The sequence below is a fragment of the Enterococcus sp. NPDC086594 genome, from assembly GCF_044746145.1.
In the GTDB taxonomy this organism is placed as follows: domain Bacteria; phylum Bacillota; class Bacilli; order Lactobacillales; family Enterococcaceae; genus Enterococcus_D; species Enterococcus_D entomosocium.
Map to the genome: position 1 here is coordinate 89365 of NZ_JBIVBP010000004.1, position 16836 is coordinate 106200.

The 16836-nt window shown below is 45.0% G+C and carries 16 protein-coding genes; 12 read left to right on the forward strand and 4 right to left on the reverse strand.

The genetic code is table 11. From position 1 onward, the window contains the following. The first annotated feature begins 28 nt into the window (after positions 1-28). The 11 genes from pulA (at position 29) to ACIPK1_RS08205 (ending at position 13461) form a co-directional block, all read left to right on the forward strand. On the forward strand, positions 29-2050 hold the full coding sequence (gene pulA, locus ACIPK1_RS08155; protein WP_400450503.1) for a type I pullulanase: 2022 nt from the start codon (positions 29-31) through the stop codon (positions 2048-2050). 117 nt (positions 2051-2167) lie between these two features. Beyond that, positions 2168-3175: a LacI family DNA-binding transcriptional regulator gene (locus ACIPK1_RS08160; RefSeq protein ID WP_301387393.1), complete on the forward strand. Its 1008-nt coding sequence runs from the start codon at positions 2168-2170 to the stop codon at positions 3173-3175. A 156-nt stretch (positions 3176-3331) separates the two neighbouring features. After that, positions 3332-3619, forward strand: a complete 288-nt coding sequence (locus ACIPK1_RS08165) for a PTS cellbiose transporter subunit IIB (protein WP_301387394.1) — start codon at positions 3332-3334, stop codon at positions 3617-3619. Positions 3620-3650: 31 nt separating this feature from the next. Continuing rightward, the gene (locus tag ACIPK1_RS08170; protein ID WP_087664739.1) at positions 3651-5069 is read left to right on the forward strand and encodes an L-fucose/L-arabinose isomerase family protein; all 1419 of its coding nucleotides are present in this window, start codon (positions 3651-3653) and stop codon (positions 5067-5069) included. Beyond that, entirely contained in the window at positions 5060-5896 is an 837-nt protein-coding gene (locus tag ACIPK1_RS08175; RefSeq protein ID WP_301387398.1) for a transketolase, read from the forward strand. The genes ACIPK1_RS08170 and ACIPK1_RS08175 overlap by 10 nt, the downstream gene beginning before the upstream one ends. After that, positions 5883-6824: a transketolase family protein gene (locus tag ACIPK1_RS08180; protein ID WP_301387400.1), complete on the forward strand. Its 942-nt coding sequence runs from the start codon at positions 5883-5885 to the stop codon at positions 6822-6824. Before ACIPK1_RS08175 ends, ACIPK1_RS08180 begins: the two co-directional genes overlap by 14 nt. 1 nt (position 6825) lies before the next feature. Beyond that, entirely contained in the window at positions 6826-8274 is a 1449-nt protein-coding gene (locus tag ACIPK1_RS08185) for a glycerol kinase (RefSeq protein ID WP_087664741.1), read from the forward strand. 12 nt (positions 8275-8286) lie between these two features. Beyond that, positions 8287-9144: an alpha/beta hydrolase gene (locus ACIPK1_RS08190; RefSeq protein WP_061053532.1), complete on the forward strand. Its 858-nt coding sequence runs from the start codon at positions 8287-8289 to the stop codon at positions 9142-9144. 45 nt (positions 9145-9189) lie between these two features. Then, complete coding sequence (locus tag ACIPK1_RS08195; RefSeq protein ID WP_301387405.1) at positions 9190-10470, forward strand: DUF4038 domain-containing protein; 1281 nt, start codon at positions 9190-9192, stop codon at positions 10468-10470. Positions 10471-10477: 7 nt separating this feature from the next. Further along, positions 10478-11797 (forward strand): PTS sugar transporter subunit IIC, encoded by a 1320-nt coding sequence (locus tag ACIPK1_RS08200; protein ID WP_008376690.1) that lies wholly within the window; start codon positions 10478-10480, stop codon positions 11795-11797. Positions 11798-12018: 221 nt separating this feature from the next. Continuing rightward, positions 12019-13461, forward strand: a complete 1443-nt coding sequence (locus ACIPK1_RS08205; RefSeq protein ID WP_005226517.1) for a glycoside hydrolase family 1 protein — start codon at positions 12019-12021, stop codon at positions 13459-13461. 107 nt (positions 13462-13568) lie between these two features. On the opposite strand, the gene ACIPK1_RS08210 is transcribed toward ACIPK1_RS08205, so the two are convergent. Both ACIPK1_RS08210 and ACIPK1_RS08215 read right to left on the reverse strand, forming a co-directional pair. Beyond that, a complete protein-coding gene (locus ACIPK1_RS08210; RefSeq protein ID WP_005232842.1) occupies positions 13569-13925 on the reverse strand; it encodes an MmcQ/YjbR family DNA-binding protein in 357 nt (118 codons plus the stop codon). A 56-nt stretch (positions 13926-13981) separates the two neighbouring features. Continuing rightward, entirely contained in the window at positions 13982-14557 is a 576-nt protein-coding gene (locus tag ACIPK1_RS08215) for an NAD(P)H-dependent oxidoreductase (protein WP_301387411.1), read from the reverse strand. A 99-nt stretch (positions 14558-14656) separates the two neighbouring features. Between ACIPK1_RS08215 and ACIPK1_RS08220 the strand changes: the two genes are divergently transcribed. Continuing rightward, a complete protein-coding gene (locus ACIPK1_RS08220; RefSeq protein WP_301387413.1) occupies positions 14657-15007 on the forward strand; it encodes a helix-turn-helix domain-containing protein in 351 nt (116 codons plus the stop codon). Positions 15008-15143: 136 nt separating this feature from the next. On the opposite strand, the gene ACIPK1_RS08225 is transcribed toward ACIPK1_RS08220, so the two are convergent. Together ACIPK1_RS08225 and ACIPK1_RS08230 are read right to left on the reverse strand one after the other, a co-directional pair. Then, a complete protein-coding gene (locus tag ACIPK1_RS08225) occupies positions 15144-15896 on the reverse strand; it encodes an ABC transporter permease (protein WP_275853403.1) in 753 nt (250 codons plus the stop codon). Continuing rightward, complete coding sequence (locus ACIPK1_RS08230) at positions 15893-16834, reverse strand: ATP-binding cassette domain-containing protein (protein ID WP_061053538.1); 942 nt, start codon at positions 16832-16834, stop codon at positions 15893-15895. Before ACIPK1_RS08230 ends, ACIPK1_RS08225 begins: the two co-directional genes overlap by 4 nt. Positions 16835-16836: the final 2 nt, after the last annotated feature.

Below are 16836 nucleotides of genomic sequence, written 5' to 3' on the forward strand. Positions count from 1 at the left end.
GTTAGAAACGTTGAATGGAGGAATTTTGATGGGACAAAACACGCAGTATGGAGAAAAAAAGATTGCGATCGATCGCAGGATCGGTTTTTTAGAAGAACATACGTATCACGGGAATGATCTTGGTGTGACTTTTCAAGGACAGCAAACCACGTTCAAATGCTGGTCACCAGAGGCAGAGGCCGTTTCAGTATTGCTTTATCAAAGCGGTGTTGCTGGGACTGACGATCGTCTGCTGACGCTGCCGATGGTTCAAGAAGACAACTGTTGGCAAGTCACGACGGAAGAAAACGTCAAGGAGCTGTTTTATACCTTTGAGTTTCAACGAGATGGGCAGAAAATAGAAGCGATGGATCTTTATGCCAAGGCAGTAGGGATCAACGGAAACCGCGGTGCGATCATTGATTTAAAGGAAACAGATCCTGAAGGTTGGCAGGAAAGTCACGGCGTCGGTCAGCAGTCGATCACAGATGCCTATATTTGGGAATTACATGTCGAAGATTTCAGTGGTGCCGAAAACAGCGGTATTTCACCAGAAAATCGCGGAAAATATTTAGCCTTCACTGAAAAAAAGACCCATCTGGTGGGAGATGAAAGTCAACCAACTGGCATGGCCTATTTAAAAGAGCTGGGGATCAATTATGTTCATCTGCTGCCGATCTTCGATTTGGACAATGATGAAACTTCGTCTGCCTACAATTGGGGCTATGATCCGAAAAATTACAATGTACCTGAAGGACGATACGCTTCTGATCCTAGTGATCCCAAGGCGCGGATTCGTGAATGCAAGCAAATGATCCAATCGCTGCACGAAGAAGCCATCGGCGTTGTGATGGATGTGGTCTTTAATCACACTGCGATCACGGAAGAATCATGGTTTAATTTGACGGTGCCTGATTATTACTACCGTCAAGATGATGTAGGGAATTTTGCGGACGGTTCTGCTTGCGGCAATGAAGTGGCTTCTGAACGGAAAATGATGCGTAAATTTATCATTGATTCAGTTTTATATTGGGCGCAAGAATACAAAATCGACGGCTTTCGTTTTGATTTGATGGGCCTGATCGATGTGGAAACCATGAACCAGTTGCGGCAACGCCTAGATGATGCCGGCTTCAGCCATGTGATTTTATACGGCGAGCCATGGGATGCCGGCAGCAATCAAATTATTCAGCCGAATATCCCAGCAAATAAAAGTAATGTTTGGGCACTGTCAGAAGGCGTTGCTGTTTTTAGCAATGATTTAAGAGACAGTATCAAAGGCGATGTCTTTGAAGAAACAGACGGCGCGTTTATTCAAGGAATGAATGGTCAACCGCAAGTCAAGCAAACCTTTTATGCAGCAAATTTGGCAACGGCGATTCAAGGAAATACGAAAGTTGCCGCACAAGAAGGCGCCGAGCGCTGGGCAAAATCGCCCCGCCAAGTGATCGCCTATGCTTCAGTCCATGATAATTTGACCTTATGGGACAAGCTGGTGGCAACCATGCAGGCTTCAGTGAAGGAAAGAAATTATGAGTTTGATCCTGAGCTTTTAGCCCGCAATAAACTAGCAGCAGCCATTTTGTTTACTAGCCAAGGAGCAGTGCTGACTCAAGCTGGGGAAGAATTTGGCCGTACCAAAGAAGGCGATGAAAATTCCTTCCGTTCGCCACTGGCAGTCAATCAGCTGGATTGGTCACGTGCCAAAACCTTCAAAGAGTTGCGCGAGCTGTATCGGGGCTTGTGGGCATTGCGGCAGTCCTATGCACCATTGAGAGATGCCACGACCCAAACGGCTGAAAGCATGGTCTTTTATGAGACAAAGAATGAAAATCGCTTGGCGTATCAAGTACCCAATCGTGACAAACAGCATCCATGGCGTTCCTTGTTCGTTTTACTCAACAGCACGGAAGAAAGCTGGTCCTTTGGCTTACCGACGGCAACAGAAAATGCTTCTTGGCACATCATTGCTGACCCCAAAGGAGCTGGGATCACTTCTCGCGGCGTAGCAGCGCCAAGAATAACCATCGACCCCTTGTCCTTCTGCATTTTGGCGGAACAAAGTAACTAATCAAAGTAGAAGCTAAAACAAACTAAAAATTTTAGTTTGTTTTAGCTTTTTTGGTAGTAAAAAAACAATTCTTTTGCTATACTTTTAACAGAATGAGAAGCAGAAAGCGGTGAGCAAATGAAAGTTGTGATCTCTGATATTGCCCGAAAAGCTGGCGTTTCCAGCGGAACTGTCTCTAATGCAATCAACAATCGTAAGGGGATCAGTGAACAAAAACGGCAAGCGATCTTGAAGATCGCTCGTGAGATGGGGTATTTTGATCAGCGAGAAATTAAAAAAACGGAAAGCCAAAAAATCAAATTTGTCGTAATGAATAAACAAGGAAATGTCGTAGGGGATACGCCTTTCTTTTCTGAATTGATCCGGGGGATCGAAATGGAATGCAGCGCGTTAGGCTATGAATTGGTCATTTCCCATATCACATTGGCGCCAGAGGAAGACCCAATCGAAAAGATCCGCCCAGAATTAGTAGATGGTTTGCTATTGTTAGGAACGGAATTGGACAAACAAGATTTAGCAGTCTTCCGTCATTTGGAAGTACCCTTAGTGATTTTAGATACGATTTTTAATTCGCAGGACTTTGATTTTGTCGCCATCAATAATCGTGACAGCGCCTATGAGATCGTTGAAAAGATGATCGAAAAAGGCCACCGAGACATTGGCATCATCAACTCAACCTTTCAAATCAACAATTTCCGTGAACGCAAGCAAGGGTTTATTCAATCGATCCAAGAGCATGATCTGATCCATTATGAAGAGACGGAAGCCTTAGTAGAACCCACCTTGGAGGGCTCATATCAAGACATGAAAGTCTATTTGGAATCCTTGCGTGCCGATCAGCGGCCGTTACCAAGCGCCTTTTTTGCGGTCAATGACAATATCGCCATCGGTGCCATGAAAGCCATTCGCGAAGTGTTCCCCGATCATCCGTTGGCCATCGTTGGGTTCGATGATATTCCTTTGGCGGAATTTTGCAACCCACCGCTGACCACCGTCAAAGTAGATAAAGTGTACCTTGGTCGCCAAGCTGTGCGACGCTTGATCGAGAAAATCACCAGTGAAGATGAAAACCATCTGAAAATGCTGGTCGCCACGACGATCGTCGAACGCGAAAGCATCAAGTAAGAAAAAAATAAGAAGCAGGACAAAACGTTTAGCAAGCGTTTTGTCTTTTTTTAGTTATTAAACAAAAATATTTATCTAAAACTATTGCAAAATATTTAGCTTATGCTATATTTAAGGTGTAAAAAGTAAGGGATTACATTTTGAGGAAGTGAATAGATGACACAGATCGGTCTCTTTTGTGCAACTGGGCTCTCCAGCGCACTGCTCGTCAAAGCGCTCAAAGAACAACTAGCGGATGATCAGCATTACCAAGTGAATTCCGCGCCTTTTTCAGAAATATTTATGGTGGGAAATGACTATGATTTTTTGATTTTAGCTCCTCAAACCCGCTTCAATCAAGCGAAAGTCGCAGCAGCCTTTCCTAATAAAAAAATCGTTTTACTGACGGATGAGGAATTTCTGAGCAGAAATGTAGTACGAGTCGCCGAAGAAATAAAAATTTAGCTAAATATACTAAAACGCAAAGGGTGGTTTTATGGATAAAGTAACAATCGGGTTCGCCCCGACTAGAAGAAATTTATTTAGTGCAGAAGCAGCCGTTGAGTACGCCAATCTGACACGACAAAAAATGGACGAACTGGCCATTGATTATGTAGATATTTTAGATATCAACGAAGACGGCTTGCTATACGATGATGAAGGGGTTGAAAAAATCGCCGAAAAATTCAAAGCAGCAAAAATCGACGGTCTTTTTCTAGCCAATGAAAACTTTGGTACGGAATATGCCTGTGCTCGTCTAGCCAAAAAACTAGATGTTCCCGTCTTATTATGGGGACCCAAAGACGAGACACCAGCCGCCGACGGTTCACGTTTGCGGGATACGCAATGCGGTCTTTTCGCTATCGGGAAAGTCTTGCGCCGTTTCAAGGTACCTTTCACCTATGTCAAAAATTCTGATATTGATTCACCGGAATTTGCCCGCGGCTTGCAAGACTTTATCAAAGTCTGCAATGTCGTCAAGACCTTCAAACAAACACGAATCTTGCAAGTTGGCCCACGCCCCTTTGATTTTTGGACCGTGATCTGCAACGAAGGCGAACTATTGGAGCGTTTCAATATCTCGCTATCACCAGTACCGATCCAAGAAGTGGTGCAAGAAATCAAGAAAGTCAAAGAACAGCAGCCAGATAAATTGCAAGCAGTCATTGATTATTTCGAAACCAATACGGAAGTCCAAATTTCGGCGAAAGATTTGGAGATGGTGGCAGCCCTTAAAGTGGCCTTGCAAAACTTATGTGAAAGCTACGGCTGCAATGCAGGGGTCATCCAGTGTTGGACGGCTTTACAAGACGAAATCGGTATTTTACCGTATGCCTCCCTGTCGCTTTTACAAGAAGAAGGTCTGCCTTTTGTCTGTGAGACGGATGTTCATGGGGCGATCTCGGAACTGTTGGTCGAAGCCGCTTCGTTGGGGGAACACCGTGCGATCTTTGCGGATGTCAACTGCCGCCATCCAGAAAACGAGAATGGCGAATTGCTGCAGCACTTAGGGGTTTTTGCTTATTCCACCGCGGAGACCAAACCCATTTTGCCGCAACGGCATTTTGTTTTTGACTATCCGGGATCAGTCGCTTTTCGGGCAATCAAAGACGAGTATACGTTGTGTCGCTTTGATGGAGACAACGGCGAGTATTCGTTGCTGATGGGCACCGGCAAAGGGATCGATGGACCATACAATCAAGGGACCTATCTCTATCTAGAATTTGCGAATTTGAATCGCTTGGAATTCAAACTCGTTGAAGGACCTTATATTCATCATGTTGCGGCGGTCAGAAAAAATGTGGTGCCGATCTTGTACGAAGCGTGCAAATATATCGGCGTGCAGCCAGATTTTTATGATCCGATCGAAGAAGACGTCAAAGCATACTTGAGAGGGGATCAATCATGGAAATAAACGAGCTGGAAATGAAGGCTTTAACGATTCGAAAATCCGTGTTAGAGCTGATCTATCAAGCAAAAACGGGTCATACTGGTTCGGATCTTTCTTGTACCGATATTTTAGTGGCCCTGTATTATCAGATAATGAATGTGGATGCGAAAGATCCCCAAAAGCAAGATCGTGACCAGTATATCCAAAGTAAAGGACATGCTGCAGAAGTACTATGGGCCGTTTTAGCGGACAAAGGTTTTTTGCCGAAAGAAGAATTAGCCACCTTTTCGCAATTTGGTTCACGACTGATCGGTCATCCAAACAATAAAGTAGCTGGGGTTGAGATGAATACTGGTTCGCTAGGTCACGGCTTACCCGTCGCAGTAGGGATCGCCTTGGCAGGCAAACTGGATCACCGCACGTATCAAACCTATACGTTGTTGGGAGATGGCGAATTAGCAGAAGGCTCGGTATGGGAAGGAGCCATGGCGGCTGCCAACTACCAGCTGGACAATTTGACCGCCATCATTGATCGCAACGGCTTGCAGATCACTGGATCCTCGGAAGATGTGATGGCAGTGGAGCCGCTAGATGAAAAATGGCGTGCCTTTGGTTGGGATGTGCATATCGTTGATGGCAATGATATGGCTGCCTTGGTGGCTGCATTAGAAAAACCGCATCAGCCCAATCAACCGAAGCTGATCATTGCTAAAACCATCAAAGGCAAAGGCTATTCTGCAGCCGAAAATCAAGCGCAATGGCATCATAAAGTGCCAACGGCAGAAGAGCTTGCACAAGCTATTGCCGAACTTGATCAGCAAATGGAGGTTTTGACTCATGGGAAAAAATAATATTGCCAATCGCCAAGCGATGTGCGACGTATTGATTGAAGAAGGAAAAAAGAATCCTGCGATCACGGTGTTGACCAGTGATTCTCGTGGTTCCGCTTCGTTAGCACCTTTTGCCAAGGAATTACCGACACAATTGGTGGAAGTAGGGATCGCAGAGCAAAACATCGTCAGTATTGCGGCCGGCTTAGCCCATATGGGCAAACGCCCTTTCGTTGCATCCCCTGCTTGTTTTCTCAGCATGCGCAGTATCGAGCAGATCAAAGTCGATGTCGCGTATTCGAATAAAAATGTCAAACTCGTAGGCATCAGCGGCGGTGTCAGCTATGGGGCATTAGGCATGAGTCATCATTCCTTGCAAGACATCGCAGTGGCACGAGCGATCCCTAATTTGCAAGTGCTGTTGCCAGCAGATCGCTTTGAAACGATCCAAATGTTTAAAGCCTTAGCGGCATCAAATGAACCAGCCTATATCCGTCTCGGTCGCAATCCTGTTGAAGATTGTTATGATTCTGCAGATTATCCTTTTGAGATCGGCAAAGCCATTGAGCTGAGAAGCGGTCAAGATGTCGCATTGCTCGCCACTGGCGAAACCGTGCGCCAAGCGTTGGATGCTGCTGAGCTATTGGAAAGACAAGGTATCACTGCTACCGTTTTAAATGTTCATTCCTTGAAGCCCTTTGATTCAGAAACGGTCAAACGAGTGGCGAAAGAAACAGGCACCTTGATCACTGTGGAAGAACACAGCCGATACAACGGCTTAGGAGCTGCCGTGGCGGAAACGCTGGCAGAAGAAACGGACATTCGACAAAAAATCATTGCTTTTCCGGATGAAGCCTTGATTACTGGTTCTTCGTCAGAACTGTTTGCCCATTATGGATTAGACGGTGCCTCCATAGCGAAAACAGCGGTTGCGTTTCTAGGAGCTTAAGATGGACAAGACCTATCAGCTTGTTTTAGATCAGAGTACATCCGGTACCAAGCTCTTACTGTTTCAAGAAGGGAAAATCCTGCAGCGTTACGATAAAAAACATCGCCAAATTTATCCAAAAGTCGGGTGGGTCGAACATGATCCCCTCGAGATTTGGCAAAATGTCCAAGAATTGCTGGCACAAGTGTTTCAAGAACAAGCGATCACTGCAGATCAAATCGTTTCCTTGTCATTGACCAATCAGCGAGAAACGATCGTTGCTTGGGATCGATTGACCGGCAATCCCCTGTACAATGCGATCGTGTGGCAATGCAACCGCAGCGCTACGATTTGTGAAGAATTGACGGCACAAGGCTGGGAAAAGACGATCAATCAAAAGACCGGTTTGCGTTTAGATCCGTATTTTTCCGGCACCAAAGTGAAATGGTTGGCCCAAGAATTATCGGCCATCAAAGAAAAGTCGGGGACTGGCGAATTGGCGATCGGTACGATGGACAGCTGGCTGTTGTGGAATTTAACGCAAGGGACAGTATTTGCGACAGAAGCCAGCAACGCTTGCCGAACATTGTTTTACAATATTGAAGAGGGCCGTTGGGATGCAGAACTCGTCAAACTTTTTGGCATCCATTTAGCAGACTTGCCAGCGATCAAACCTGCTGATACGGTTTTCGGTAGCTATCACGGAATCCCTATCAAAGGGATCTTAGCCGATTCACAAGCGGCATTATTTGGGGAAGGTTGTCAAAGCCTTGGGGATGTAAAAATCACGATGGGCACCGGTTGTTCGATCATGATGCAAGTGCAGCAGGAGCAGACGTTGCGGGATCGCCGCATTTTGACGACGGTCGGCTGGCAAACTAGCCAGGAAACAGCGTTTGCGCTAGAAGGCATCATCCGTTCCTGTGGTGACGCCATCAACTGGTTCAGTGAGCAAGTGGCTCCGCTGCCAGATGTAGCTGAGATCTGTCAAGAAGTGCTGACCAGTGACAGTCAAGAAGACATCTATTTTATCCCAGCATTGCAAGGAATGGGTGCCCCTTTTTGGGATAATACGATGACTGCCAGCTTTGTCGGCATGAAACGCACAACGACGACTCATGAGCTGTTGAAAGCCGTTTTAGAAAGCATCATTTTTCAAATCAAAGCAGTGATCGATGTGATGGAAGAAGTCGCTGAACGACTGATCAATCAGGTAATGATCGATGGCGGTGTTTCGAAAAACCGTGCCTTGATGAGCTTATTGGCGACTTTGATCAATAAACCCGTCATCGTCAGCGAAGTCGAAGAATTTTCAGCCATCGGCACAATGCTTGTTGCCAAACCAACCATGAATGAACCAGCTATTCAGCAAACCACGATCGTTCCGCAAGCCGAACAGGCCGTGATCCGTTTGAAATATGAAAAATGGAAACGGTTCATTGAGAAGTCAGCTGCTTTTAGTGAAGGATAAAGGAGGAACTATATGGAGATTCAACGAATTCAACTGAATCAAACGGCTTACGTGGATACCTATTTATTGCACCAATCCAAAGAGTACAATGTCGGCAAGAAACGACCGCTAGTGATCGTCTGTCCAGGCGGCGGCTACGCCTTTACCAGTGATCGAGAGGCGGAAGTCATTGCCTTGAAATTCAATAGTATCGGGCTAAATAGCGTTGTTTTATGGTACACCACCGGTGATCAGGTGAAAAACGTTCCCCACAATGCCTTGATGGAAGCCGCCCAAACCGTCAAAATCATTCGTGAGCATGCTCAAGAATGGTTGGTGGATGAGGATCAAATCATCGTTTGCGGTTTTTCAGCAGGCGGACATCTAGCATTACAGTTAGCGACGCGCTGGCACGATGCTGAGCTGGCAGAAGTGTTGGGCGTCAGCAGTGACTTACTGAAAGTGAATTTGGCGATCGCTGGCTACCCATTGGTTTATCAAGAGCATGCTTTCCCAATCGATGAGCTAGGCTTTGCCGCTCGTCTAATCGAAACACCTTTAACTGCCAACGAGCGCTTTTTTGGGAGTAAACAACCGACGGAAGAAGCCATTCAATCCATGAACATTTTGCATCATGTCGATCAGTGGACACCTCCGATGTTTCTCTGGCATACGACGGAAGACGTCTTAGTCGATGTGGCGCACTCGTTGAAGTTGGCGGTCAAATTAAGAGAAGCAGAAATTCCATTCGAACTGCATATTTTTGAAAAAGGCGAACACGGACTGGCATTAGCGGATCGAACAACGGCACGCAAGTCAAGTCACCTCAATGCCCATGTCGCCAAATGGTTTGAGCTGTGCGAAGGCTGGCTCAGTAGTTATATTGATTAATAACCGCCAGTGCACAACTTGTGCCGATGAAAGGAGAGCACCACCGTGAAAATCACCGTAAGCCAAAATAACCGCACCTTATTGCGAGACGGACAGCATTTCTTTTATTTAGCCGATACTTGCTGGAGTGCCTTTACTAGTATTCAAGAAAATGACTGGATCACCTACTTAGACAAACGCAAAGAGCAGGGCTTCAATACCCTTCAAATCAATGTGTTACCGCAATGGGATCGCAGCCGTGGTCAATTTGACTGCTTGCCGTTTCCCCTTGATGCGGGCGTCTTTGATTTTACGGTTTGGGAGGATGCCTATTTCGAACGGGCTCAGCGTCTTTGTAAAATTGCCGATGAGAAAGGCTTTACTTTAGCATTGGTTGTCTTGTGGTCAAACTATGTCGCTGGCACTTGGGCTAGCCAGTTGGACAAAGAACGCAACGTGTTGCCGGAGGATTGCCGCCAGGCCTACTATCAAAAAGTGATTAAGACGTTTGATGCCTTCCATCCGATCTACTTTATTGGTGGCGATACGGACTTCCCAACACAGCCAACCATCGATACGTATCTAGAAGCCTTTGTTTTCTTTGAAAAGCATTCGCCCAATACCTTGAAAACGATTCATATCAAGGGACGTTTTGAAGAAATCCCTGAACCTATCGTCGAACATTTGAACTTATTTTTATACCAATCAGGTCATAACAGCGCCTTTTTGAATATGCCTTATTATTTGGCAGAGCGTTTTTATCAACGAGAACCGCAACTGCCGATCATCAACTCGGAACCTTGCTATGAACAAATGGGCTATGCCCGTCACGTATACGGTCGATTTGGTCAAAAAGATGTCCGCAAAGCAGCATGGCAATCATTGTTAGCCGGCGGCTCGGCTGGGATCACGTACGGTGCCCACGGCATCTGGAGTTGGCAAACCCCGACGGCAACCTTTGCGGAAGAAATCGGGGAAGCGTTTGACCGTCCGATGATTTGGCCAGAGGCTTTGTCTTTTCCTGGGGCAGATGATTATGGCTTTATCAAGCAATTATTTGAATTATTAAGTATTCAGGAGCTTGTGCCTTGCCTAGAGCGCTTGATCGATGCAGATGAACAGATTCGTATGGCAGCTATCGCAGGAAGGAAGGATGCCTTGCTTTACTTGCCAAGCAATACAACAGTTCGCCTGCAAGGAGATCTTTCTACAGCGACCGTCACATTGATCGATTTGAACACCAATCGTTTCTTGAAACCAAAACTGACAGTTACTGATGGTATCACTGTTTTCCATCCCCACAATTGTCACGAAGATGTATTGTTCGTCATCCAAATAAAGGAGTGAAAAGAAAATGGATAAATATATGGATAAGGTATTAGTATTTGCAGATAAAATCTCCAACAATCGGTATTTAAAGGCAATTTCGAACGGGTTGATGGCGACGCTGCCGATCAACATTATTGGCTCGATCGCCTTGTTGTTAGCAGTTTTGCCGATTCAAGGGTGGACAGATTTTATCAACTCGATCAATATTGGCGGTTATTTTTCCGTCGGTTACAGTATGACCGTTGGGGTTATCTCAGTGTACGCTTCCTTTCTTGTCGGTCACCGTTTAGCGACAGAATTTAAGCAGTCGGCAGTCCCTGCCGGCATCGTTTCGTTGTTTGCCTTTTTGATGATGACGCCAATGGTCACCTTGGAGGAAACAACGACCCTCGACATGAGCAAACTCGGCGCTCAAGGCTTGTTTACCGCTATGATCTGCGGCTTAGTTTTTGCTCGTTTGTACTGCTTTATTTTAGAAAAAAATATCGCCATCAAAATGCCAGCAGGCGTGCCGCAATTTGTGACGGATACCTTCGCCGGTTTGATTCCAGCAATTATTTCTGGGTTTACCGCGATCGTCATTAGCTGGGCATTCAGTTTTACTTCTTATGGCTCATTTTCAGATTTCATCTATCAAATCTTGGCAATGCCGCTGCAAAGCTTGTCTTCTAGTGTCGGTTCGTTGTTATTTATTGTACTGATCCAAATGGTGCTATGGTTCTTCGGTATCCATGGTTCGTTGGTGGTGGGTAGCTTTGTCACCGCTTTGTACTTACCAATGGATGTGGAAAATATGGATGCTTTAGCTAGCGGTGTTGCTCGTTCCGAGCTGCCAAATATTTTGAGCAAGTCGTTTTATGATTTGTTTGCTGGTATTGGTGGGGCTGGGGGAACATTGTCATTGATTATCGTTATTTTGCTGTTGGCGAAATCAAAACAATCACGGACAGTCGCTAACCTAAGTGCCGTTCCTGGATTGTTCACCATTAATGAGCCGGTGATTTTTGGCTTACCGCTGATTTTGAATCCAATCATGGCGATTCCGTTCATATTAACACCATTGGTTCAAGTGCTTGTGGCGTACCTAGCGATCTGGAGTGGGATCGTTCCACGACTTAGTGGCGTACAAGTTCCCTTTGGCACACCGATTTTTCTAAATGGGTTTCTAGCTGGAGGCTGGCAGGTCGCAGTTCTACAAGTCGTTTGCGTTTTGGCAGGCTGCTTGCTGTACATTCCTTTTGTCAAAATATTAGATAAAGGAAAATTAAAAACGGAAGCAGAAGCAGCGCAAGCGGAGGGTCACCCACAAACTGAAAGTATCGATGCAACGGGGGAAACGGTTTAAAAGAAACCGATTTTATGATGACAAGCCAATGAGTTAGTGCTATAGTTAAAGAAAGAAAACCCACGTGGATTGTTACTGACTCGATCAGGCAAGACCTAAATAAGAAAGCGCTATTCTCGTTTTAGCAGCGGCTCTTATTTAGGTTTTTTGTTTTTTATCGGAGATTTTTCAGTAACCAGCTAGGTAGGTTTATCAAAAGAAAACAAAAGGAGAACGAGCAAATGGCAAAATTTCCAGAAAATTTCTTATGGGGCGGCGCGACCGCAGCGAATCAATTAGAAGGGGCGTTCGATCGCGATGGCAAAGGATTGTCAGTGGCGGATGCAATGCCTGGCGGCAAACAGCGTTTAGCGATTTTAGGTAGTGATACGTTTGATTGGACGATCGATGAGGACAAATACACTTATCCAAATCATCGCGGGATCGACCATTATGACCGTTTCAAAGAAGACATTGCGTTGTTTGCAGAGATGGGCTTCAAGAGCTATCGTTTTTCTATCGCTTGGACACGTATCTTTCCAAAAGGCGATGAAACGACACCAAACGAAGCTGGGCTAGCATTTTACGATGCGCTGATCGATGAATGTTTGAAATACGGGATCGAGCCAGTGGTTACGATCTCCCACTATGAAATGCCTTTGCATTTAGCCAAAGAATACGGTGGCTGGAAAAATCGAGCATTGATCGATTTCTATGAGCGTTTTGCAAAAGTCGTCTTGGAACGGTTCCACAGCAAAGTCAAATACTGGATGACCTTCAATGAGATCAACTCTGCTTTCCATTTCTCTGCATTGAGTCAAGGAATGGTCAACAGCACGGGTGCCAGCGACTTTACAAACGTGATCCAAGCGTGGCACAACCAATTTGTTGCCAGCAGTAAAGCAGTCAAAATCGGCCATGAATTAAACCCAGAGTTACAGATCGGTTGTATGATCATTTATGCAACGACTTACAGCATTGATGCGAACCCAGTCAACCAAGTGGCGACGATGATCCATAATCAAGCCTTCAACTACTACTGTGCCGACGTGCAGGTACGTGGAAAATACCCATCCTTTACGGATCGTTTGTACAAAGAACACGGCGTCAATAAAGAGGATCTTGAGATTACCGAAGAAGACTTAGCCTTGATCGCTGAACATACTGTTGACTATGTTGGCTTCAGCTACTACATGTCTTCTGCCGTGGATATCACCACAGAAGAAGCCGATGAAGTGCAAGGAAACTTGTTAGGCGGCGTCCGCAATCCATTCTTAGAAGCAAGTGAATGGGGCTGGCAAATCGACCCAGAAGGGCTGCGCATCGCGTTGAATGAATTGTATGATCGTTATCAAAAACCGTTGTTTATCGTGGAAAACGGCTTAGGAGCCATTGATACCTTTAACGAAGAAGGTAAGATCGAAGATGACTATCGTATCGATTACTTGCGCCGCCACATTGAAGCAATGGGGGAAGCGATTGCTGATGGCGTAGACTTGATCGGCTACACGCCATGGGGCTGTATCGACCTTGTCAGTGCTTCAACAGGCGAAATGAGCAAACGCTATGGCTTTATCTATGTTGACTTTGATGACGAAGGCAACGGCACGATGGATCGTTCCAAGAAAAAATCCTTCGATTGGTACAAACAAGTTATTGCAACAAACGGAGAAGAGTTGGCCTGAGTGTTTCGTTAGACTCACGGATGACGCAGGATCCGTTATAAAAGAAAACCGATCAACGGTGCTCCTATACAGGCGCATCGTTGATCGGTTTTTTGTGATATTTGGGTTTAACGGGTATGTTCATAGCTGTCTCGTAACAAAGATTGGAGTTGTTTTTCTGATACAGAGCCATCTAGTAATGCGGTGAGCCAATGGTTTTTATTCATGTGATAAGCGGGTAAATAGCCGTGACTTTGATTGATGATCGAAACCATTTCGGGCGCTGCTTTGACATCTAAAATCTCGATCATTCCCGTTCCTTCCAGGCCTAATTTCTGCTTTTCTACAGTCATCAGCAAGCCAAACCATTTGCCGCTTTTACGGTGCCGCAAGACTTGGTACTCGGGAAACTTTGCAAATGGATGGTCGATCTGAACATCATTGAAGGTCTGAGCGAATGCGATCAGACGGTTTTTAAGATCCATGGGTATCCCTGCCTTTTGTAAATTTCAATAAATCCTATTATACCGTATATATTTGCTTAAAGCATTTTGGGCAATTCTTTTAGAAACGCTTTTCTTCTTTCGTCGGTTGTACGATTTACTTCAGAAAAATGTATCCATTTCATATGGTCTTTTGGAATACCCACCATATTGAGCGTGCTATTCATTAGGACTCCTTCAATAGCATCACCATATTTTGTCAATGATTCTTTAGAGTAAGTAGCGGTAGTAACTACTGTCGCTTTTTTTATATGTGTTAATAAGGGTTGCCAATTTCCTGAGTGATCTTCCTGATAAGCAAATTTTGGTAAGAATACTTTATCTAAAAAACCCTTTAAAATAGCGGGAACATCATACCACCAGATTGGAAAAATAAAAATCAACTCCGAAGATGCAGTTAATTTCGCTTGATATTCTTTTACGAGTGGATAGGATGTCTCTCCTTGACCAAACAAGCGTAACTCTTCTGGCGTATAGACTGGATCAAAATTCTCGCCATACAAGTCAATCACTTGAAAGGATTCGTTTCTTTCCTCTAAATGGGTGGTGAGACTTTTTAAAATAGCATGATTAAAACTGCCGTCCCATGGATGCGCATAGACAATCGTCTTCATTTTCATCTTCCTTTCGAGTTATATGAATATCATATGGTATACTATTTTTTGATACAAGTACGGTAAATAAAGTAAGGTACTAACCAAAAGGAGAGTATAATGGATACATGGGAATACCAGAACGTCGATTTAAAAGAAACGGGTTTCGGCTATACGTTAGGATTAGTAGGAGGAAAATATAAAATGATTATTTTATATGCTTTATCTATGAATAGGAAGCCTATTCGGTATAATGAATTAAAACGTAGAATCGGAAATATATCGTTTAAAACACTGACAAACACACTCAAAGAATTAGAGTATGACAATCTCATCATTCGAAAAGAATATCCACAAATCCCCCCAAAAGTTGAGTATCGTTTGTCAGACCTAGGTTTGTCGATTATCCCAGTGCTAGATGCGATCTGTTACTGGGGTGAAGAGCAATTAAGAAAATCTACTTCTGAATAAGTTCCTTCTATGTAATTAGAGGCCATCAGAAACTATTAACGGAGAAGTCCTCGATTAAAAAAAGCGGCAACGACGAAGCAGAAGCTTGATCGTTGCCGCTTTTTTATAAGAGAGTCAGAAAAGGGAGCCGGCGTCATTAGCGTAACCGTTTCTGATAAAGCATTCGTGCCAAGAACCAGCTCACGACTACGATACCGCCGCACCAGCTAAAGGCACTGATCAAGGTGGTATCTTTCAAGTTTAACAAAAGCCCTCGCAAAGAATGGATGATCGGCGACATTGGTTGGTATTCAGCAAAAATGGCTAACGGGCGCGGCATGGTTTCCGTAGGGACGAAACCAGAGCTTAAGTAGGGAAAAAGGGTGATCAAGACAGTAAACAAGGTAGCTGTCTCGGGGCTTTTGGCGATGAGACCAACCAGAACTGAGACCCAAGTAAAAGCGAAGGTGAAGCAAAAGATCAATAGGAAGGCGAGCCCCCAGCCAGCAACTGTGGCTTGAGGGCGAAAACCGATGACCATGGCAACGATCAATACGACCAAGGTACTGATCAAGCTCCGAAGGGTCGCGGCGAAGACATGGCCGTTTAAAAAGGCTGAGTTAGAAATATTCAAGGTCATCAGCCGTTCCACCATGCCGGATTTCAAATCTTCCGTCACCGTTACCCCAACGGAGGAAGCACTTTGGGCGATACATTGGACGAGGACACCGGGAACGACAAAATCGACATAAGAAGTATCGCCGACGTTCATAGCTCCACCAAAAACATAGACGAAGAGGATCATTAAAATCGCTGGGGTCAAAATTCCACTTAGCAGAGTCTCCATACTGCGAATCGATAGCAAGAGATTGCGCTTGAATAAGGTGTTGGTTTCTATAATTGCTTTCATTGGTTTCCTCCTTGGACAAGTGTTAGAAAAATATCCTCTAAAGAAGCATTCTTTTGATTAAAACTGGTGATGGTGATCGGTAGTTGATTGAGTTCCTGCAACAGCGTGAAGGAATGCTGGAAGTCTTGACTGACGGGAAATGCCAGAGAGAGACTGGACTCATTGACTTGCAGCGGAAAATCAGACAGATGCTGACGCACGGTTTGCAAGTGTTCTTTTGTCAATACGCTGATTTCCATCGTTTGCGAAGGGTGCAGTGCTTTGACTTCCGTTGGTGTTCCTTGCAAGATGATTTTCCCTTCATGCAAAATGGCGACTTGGTCTGCTAAAAATTCAGCTTCTTCTAGGTATTGGGTCGTCAGGAAAATCGTTCGTCCTTGAGCGGCGATCTCTTTGATCATGTGCCATGTGGCTAAGCGGTTTTGCGGGTCTAACCCGGTCGTCGGTTCATCTAAAAAGAGCAGGTCAGGTTCGCCGATAAAACTCATGGCGATGTCTAAGCGCCGTCGCATGCCACCAGAATAGTTTTTGACTAGTCTGTTGCTGGCATCCACCAAATCAAAACGCTCTAACAACTGTTGGACGATCAACTGTTTGTTTTTGACATGGCGCAAGGCAGCAATCATCAGCAAGTTTTCTCGTCCGGTTAGTTCTTGATCGACGGCGGAAAATTGCCCCGTCAGACTGATTTTCTCGCGAATCGCTGCTGGATCTTTGGTCAAGTCGATCCCATCGATCAGCGCGGTTCCTTGGTCAAAAGGCAGGATGGTAGACAAAATTTTGACTAGAGTGGTTTTTCCAGCGCCGTTTGATCCTAGTAAGACAAATACTTCGCCAGGAGTGACGTCAAAAGTGACCTCTTTCAAAACGGTTTTGTCTTTGAAACTTTTTTGCAAATGTTTCACGTGAAGCATTTTCTTTTTTACATGGGTATCCATAG